We start from the raw sequence: 5787 nt of genomic DNA, 5'->3' as shown, positions 1-5787 counted from the left end.
GATCCAGACGAAATCGCCCTCGTGCTCGTGGCGAGCGGCGGCTTCTTCGGGGGTAAGCTGCGACGTAAGGCGGCGACCGTCTTTGTAAAGAGCACAGTCTACGATCACGATCGCGATGTCGGCCCCGGTCGGAGCTCAGCCTTCACGTCCTCGCCGAGAATCGCGGCCACCTGTCGTTCTGCCCCCATCGCCTCGACGCGCGCTCGCGCACCGGAGAGGAACACGAGACCGAGGATGGCCCAACCGATGATGATGGCCCATTCCTGGGGCCAGACGAGAGCCGAGGGACTGATGGGCAAATACAAAATGGCGAAGAAGACCGTCGAAACCAGGGCAAGCGTGCCCACGAGCTTGGCGCGCCGCACCCGGTAGGGGCGGTGTAGTCGGGGAAAGCGGCTTCGAAGAGTGAGAAAGGATACGGTCACGAAGAAATAACCTATCACGGTCGCGAGCCCTCCAGCGTCCACGAGCCATACCAGCACCTGCCGTCCGAAGAAGGGGGCGAGGATGGAGACCGCCGTCAGGAGAACGATCACCGCTACCGGCGATTCGTACCGGGGATGAAGCCGGGCGAAGATGGACGGGAGCATTCCCCCTCGTGCCATCGCGAAGAGCAGGCGGGAGGCGCCGATGAAAAACGCGTTCCAGCTCGTCACGATGCCGAGCATTCCGCCGAAGATGAGCGCTCTCGCTCCCCAGGGGCTGCGGTAAACGGCCCCCATGGCATCCGCGGTCACGAGCTCCGAGCCAGCTCGTGCCGTCTCGTCGAGCGTGAGCCCCACGGTCAGCTGAACCAGCGTGTACCAGCCCATGGCCATTACGATCGAGAGCAAAATGAGCTTGCCGACCTCGCGAAACGGAACGTTGATCTCCTCGGCCACCTGAGGGATGACGTCGAAACCGAGAAAGAGAAACGGCGTCATGATGACGACGCGAAAGAAACCGGTACCGCTCACGAACGTCGGCTCGAGGTTCGTCCAATCTCCCCGGGCGAGACCGGGGACGAAGAACGATAGGCCGACGACGAAGAGAAGCGTCGCCGCGACGCCCTGAAAAACGGACGAAAAACGAAGCCCGTAGTAGTTGACGAGACCTATCCCGATGGCTCCGGCGATGGAAACGAGAACCCAGACGAGATACACGTCCGAGTCGGCGACCCGGTAGAGATGACCGGTCCGAAGCCCGTCGAAGAGATAACCGAGTACCGTCGGCAAGGACACGACTTCGAAGGCCACCACAGTCATGTAGGCCAGGACCAGAGACCACCCGCAGACGTAGGATGCCGAAGGTCCGATGCCCAAGTAGGTGAAAGCCAGCTCGCCCCCGGCGCGGGAGAGAGCGGAGGTGAGCTCGGCATAGGTGAGCCCGACGAGGAGGACCATGACCGCACCCACGACGAAGGCGAGCGCCGAGCCCAGCGTGCCCGCCCGACGGATCATCTCCCCCGAGAGAACGACCCAGCCCCATCCGATCATGGCGCCGAAGGCCAGGGCCACGACGTCTCGACGCCCGAGGACCCTGCTGAGCTCGCGTGGAGCGGTTGCGCTCATGAAACGACGGAGTGTACTCGATCGCAAATCGTTTTGGGACATCCACCCCGTCGGCCAGCAGAGTCTCCGCGCTCGGGGTTATCATCGGACATGGTGTTACCCGAAATCTCGGTCGTGATCCCCGCACGGAACGAGGAGCGGCTTCTCCCCAGGCTCCTCGATTCGATCGAGATCGCGCGCGAACGCTACCACTACGGGGCGCGCGCGATCGAGGTGATCGTGGCCGACAACGTATCCACCGACTCCACTGCAGAGATCGCGCGCCAACGCGGATGTCTCCTCGTTTCGGTCGATCGCCGCGTCATCGCCGCCGTCAGAAATGCCGGCGCCCGGCTCGCGCGGGGCCGCTTTCTGGCGTTCGTGGATGCGGACTTTCAGGTCCACCCGGACACCTTCGACGTCATTTCCGAGACCTTGGGCGGCAGCGGTTACGTCGGCGGAGCCACGAGTGTCACGATGGAGCGCTTCTCGCTTGCGATCGCCGTGACCTATGCTGCGATGCTCCCCCTCGCCTGGGCCACGAAGATGGACTCCGGGGTGGTGTTCTGTCGCCGTGAAGACTTCCTTGCCATCGGGGGCTACCGAGAGGCGATGAAGGTGGCGGAGGACGTTCGTTTCCTCCTGGATCTGCGCAAGCTCGGACGCGAACGGGGCCAGAGCCTAGTTCGGGCCACGCGATCGAGGGCCATCGCCTCGACGCGGAAGTTCGACCGGTACGGCGACTGGCATTTCCTCATGAACCTCTTTCGATCTCTCTACTGGTTGGCGTTCGATCGAAGCACGTTTCGCCGTTTCGTCGAGGAATACTGGTACGGTGACCGAACGTGACAGAGTTTGATCTCTTGCCCATCGAGCTGCTAGCTAGATGTTCCGTGTAGGTGGTCAGATGCCCTTCAGATGGTGTGACGCTGCGGCTCCTCGAGGTCGCGCTCCGCGCTCGGGGACGAGCCTCGTCTCAGGGTTGAATCCCTTTCTGACAATCGCTGCCGTCGCCTCGATCCTCTTCGGTTGCCGCGCGGGCGATCACGTCCTTGACTTGGGAACGCAAGCCGTCGTCGTTGGAATCGATGGCGCTGACTGGAAAATCATCGACCGCCTCGCGGCGGAGGGGCATCTGCCCGCTATGGCAAGCCTGCGCGACCGCGGCGTCTGGGGGGAGATCGAGACGCTTCACGATATTCCGCTCTCTCCCGTTATCTGGACCAGCGTGGCTACGGCCAAGAAGGCCGACAAGCACGGTGTCACCTGGTTCATGGTGGATCGGCCGGACGGCACTCGTGCGCCGGTTCGCAGCACCAACCGGAAGGTCAAGGCCATCTGGAATATTCTAGCGGAGCACCGCCGCCGCCCCACGGTCATCGGCTGGTGGGCCACTTACCCCGCGGAGGAGATCGGCAGGGGAGTCCTGGTTTCCGATGCCATCGGCTTCCACGGCTTCGGAGCGACCGCCCGCGACGGAGACGACGGCAAGAAGACCTATCCCGCCAGCTTGTTCGAGACCGTGAGTTTGCTGGTCCCGCCCGAGCAGCAAATCACCGCCGACTACGCGCGGCGATTCATCCATATCGACGCGGAAACGTACAGCAATGTTATGTTCAGTCCCGCGCGCCACACCAGGCACAATCCTTTCAACCCCATTCATCTCTTTCAACAATACGCGGTGACCGCGGAGGGTTATACCGCGATCGCGGAAGAGCTTCTCGAAGAGCGCCCCTTCGATCTCTTCATGGTCTACTACGAGCAAGTCGACAGTCTGTCCCATCTGTTCATGAAATATGCTCCACCCAAGCTGGAATGGATCGAGACCGAGCCTTACGAGCGGTTTCGTGATGTGGTCACCGAGTGGTACAAGCACCAGGACGCGTTACTTGGACGCCTTCTGGCGAGAATCGACCTCGAGAAGACGGCGGTCTTCGTGCTCTCCGATCACGGCTTCAAGAGTGGGGAGCGACGCATCCGGAGCGAAGAGGTCGTCGACGTGCGTAAGGCGCACCTCGATCATGAGCCGAAGGGGATCTTCATTGCTGCCGGACCCAAGTTGCGGAAGGGCGTGCAGGTCGACGGTGCTTCGGTCCTCGACGTCACTCCGACTGTCCTCCACTATCTCGGATTGCCCGTGGCGCAGGACATGGATGGCAAAGTTCTGGACACGATTTTTGAAGACGAGTTCCTCGGGGAGCACCCGATCCGCTACATTGCAAGCTACGAGGCCGGCAGCGAGACCGAACGCGGCAGAGAAGCGGCGAACGAGCCGACGAACGATTCCCCGGTCGAGGAAAATCTGGACCAGCTTCGCGCACTGGGATACCTGGAAACCCCATCGGAAAGCGGTCTGGGGAGCGACGGGGCAGTCGAATCCTCTCCCGAGATCCACAACAATCTGGGGCGGGTTTATTTGCAGAACGGTGAGCCGGACAAGGCTCGTCGTGAGTTCGAGAAGGCGCTCGAGCTCGACCCCGATAACGCCGACGCGCTGCTCAGCATCGCCCAGATTCACCGGGTGGAGGGGCGCGTCGTTCAGGCGGAGCAGCTCGTGAAACGAGCCCTCCAGGCGGATCCGAACTCGATTGGTGCGCTCAGCCAGCTGGCGGAGATCAAGAGGGACCTCGACGATCTCGACGAGGCGATCCGTCTCTTCCGCGAGGCCCTTCGTATCGACGACTCGCAACCCTTCGTGCACCTGGGCCTTGGAGACGTTCTTCAGCGTGCTGGCCAGTTCGAGGAGGCGGAGCGAGCCTTTCGTCACGTCCTCGAGCTCGATCCCGATTCGGCAAAGGCCTACTACAACCTGGGCGCCACCTACGGAAACCAGGGTCGCTTAGACGAAGCTGTTATTTGCTACGAGAGATCGCTGGAGCTCGCGCCCCAGGCACCCGAAGCCGTCCTCGCTCACAACAACCTGGGCGTGATTCATCTCAATCGAGGCGAAGTCGAGCAAGCTGCCGAGCGTTTCGCGATGGCCGTGAAGGCATCGCCCTTTCATCTGGAATCGCGCTACAACCTCGCGTTGATCTACCTCGATGAAAGCAAGGTGGACGAGGCGATATCTCTCCTCGAAAATGCCGCCCGGATTCAGCCCAACCACGAGCTGGTCACCCTACGTTTGGGCCTGGCCTACCTCCGCAAAGGCCGCAACGAGGACGCCTTCAAGAGTTTCTTGCTCGTGAGGCGTCTCTACCCGCAGAACTGGAATGCGCTCCTGGGCCTGGCGTTACTTCACCTCGGGGCCGGTCAAGAAGAGCAGGCGCGGGCCTCCCTGGATGAGGCCCTGCGTCTCGGTGGAGATGTCGCCCGAAATCAAGCCAAGAGCTTCCCTCGACTCGACGAGCTGATATCCGGGCGGTAGGGCCCTCGGCCTATCGATCGCTCGGGCCTGCGCCGCGCGATCCCTCGAGACGCGCAAGCCTCGCCCGAACCTCCTCGAGCTCGTGTTCGAGCGCCTCGGCCTTCCGCTGCTGTTTCTGGAACTCGTTCAGCAGAAGAGGCGTCAGCAGGTAATACCGCACCCCGTTTGGCTTCCCCTCATCGTCGTAGGTCACGAGCTCGGGAAAGACTTGGGCAACTTCTTCGGCAATCAAACCCCACGACTTTGAGGAAGTCTCGCTAGCTCCTTCGCCTTGCTTGAAATGAAAGCTCACCGGCCGCAGCTCCATCAAAGCACTGCTCCGTTCGCCGAGATCCTCGACGTCCTCTTTGAACCGAATGGACGACGGGCCTCCTACGCCGAACTTGCCATAATTATCCACGTAGACGGGGTGAGCAGAGGTGCCGGCGAGCGGGGCGCCATAAACGCCCGCCATATAAGCCGCGCCCTGAAGCTGACCGATGCGGGTCGTGGAGTTGTCGGAGGTGTAGCCTTCATGTCCGATGTGAATATTGTTGTTTCCCAACGGGTAGAATCCTGCCCTGTATCCGATTCCTATGTTTCCGGACCCGGTCCCATCGCGCAGGCTGTACGATCCAATGCCGACGTTGAAGAATCCGGAAGTATTGTTTTGGAGCGCTCCCCATCCCATACCGACGTTGTCATTGCCCGTGGTGTTGCTTTCGAGCGCGACGAACCCTGCGGCGGTATTGAAAGCCCCGGAGGAGTTATTGTAGAGGGCATAGGCTCCGGTGGCCGTGTTGTGGATACCGTTCGAATTGTAGTCAAGGGCTGAGTACCCCGTCGCCGTGTTGCCCCATCCCGTGGTGTTGTTCGACAAAGCCAACCTGCCGGTCGCGAGATTTGCGTCGC

The 5787-nt window shown here is 61.7% G+C and carries 4 protein-coding genes; 2 read left to right on the top strand and 2 right to left on the bottom strand.

The window, feature by feature from the left end:
- Positions 1–104: 104 nt before the first annotated feature.
- Positions 105–1550: an APC family permease gene (locus VEK15_32240; protein HXV65410.1), complete on the bottom strand. Its 1446-nt coding sequence runs from the start codon at positions 1548–1550 to the stop codon at positions 105–107.
- A 90-nt stretch (positions 1551–1640) separates the two neighbouring features.
- Between VEK15_32240 and VEK15_32235 the strand changes: the two genes are divergently transcribed.
- Both VEK15_32235 and VEK15_32230 read left to right on the top strand, forming a co-directional pair.
- Positions 1641–2378, top strand: a complete 738-nt coding sequence (locus VEK15_32235) for a glycosyltransferase (GenBank protein ID HXV65409.1) — start codon at positions 1641–1643, stop codon at positions 2376–2378.
- Between the two features lie 58 nt (positions 2379–2436).
- Positions 2437–4896, top strand: a complete 2460-nt coding sequence (locus VEK15_32230) for a tetratricopeptide repeat protein (GenBank protein ID HXV65408.1) — start codon at positions 2437–2439, stop codon at positions 4894–4896.
- A 10-nt stretch (positions 4897–4906) separates the two neighbouring features.
- Here VEK15_32230 and VEK15_32225 read toward each other — a convergent pair.
- Positions 4907–5787 (bottom strand): tail fiber domain-containing protein (locus tag VEK15_32225; GenBank protein ID HXV65407.1); only part of this gene is annotated, 881 nt, incomplete at its 5' end.

It is taken from the genome of Vicinamibacteria bacterium, assembly GCA_035620555.1.
In the GTDB taxonomy this organism is placed as follows: domain Bacteria; phylum Acidobacteriota; class Vicinamibacteria; order Marinacidobacterales; family SMYC01; genus DASPGQ01.
Note: the sequence above shows the minus strand (reverse complement) of the source record. Positions and strands in the feature narration are given on the sequence as shown.

Excerpts from the sequence above, each read along its gene's own strand:
- VEK15_32240 (HXV65410.1), bottom strand. The coding sequence starts at position 1,550 with ATGAGCGCAACCGCTCCACGCGAGCTCAGCAGGGTCCTCGGGCGTCGA.
- VEK15_32235 (HXV65409.1), top strand. The coding sequence starts at position 1,641 with ATGGTGTTACCCGAAATCTCGGTCGTGATCCCCGCACGGAACGAGGAG.
- VEK15_32230 (HXV65408.1), top strand. The coding sequence starts at position 2,437 with ATGCCCTTCAGATGGTGTGACGCTGCGGCTCCTCGAGGTCGCGCTCCG.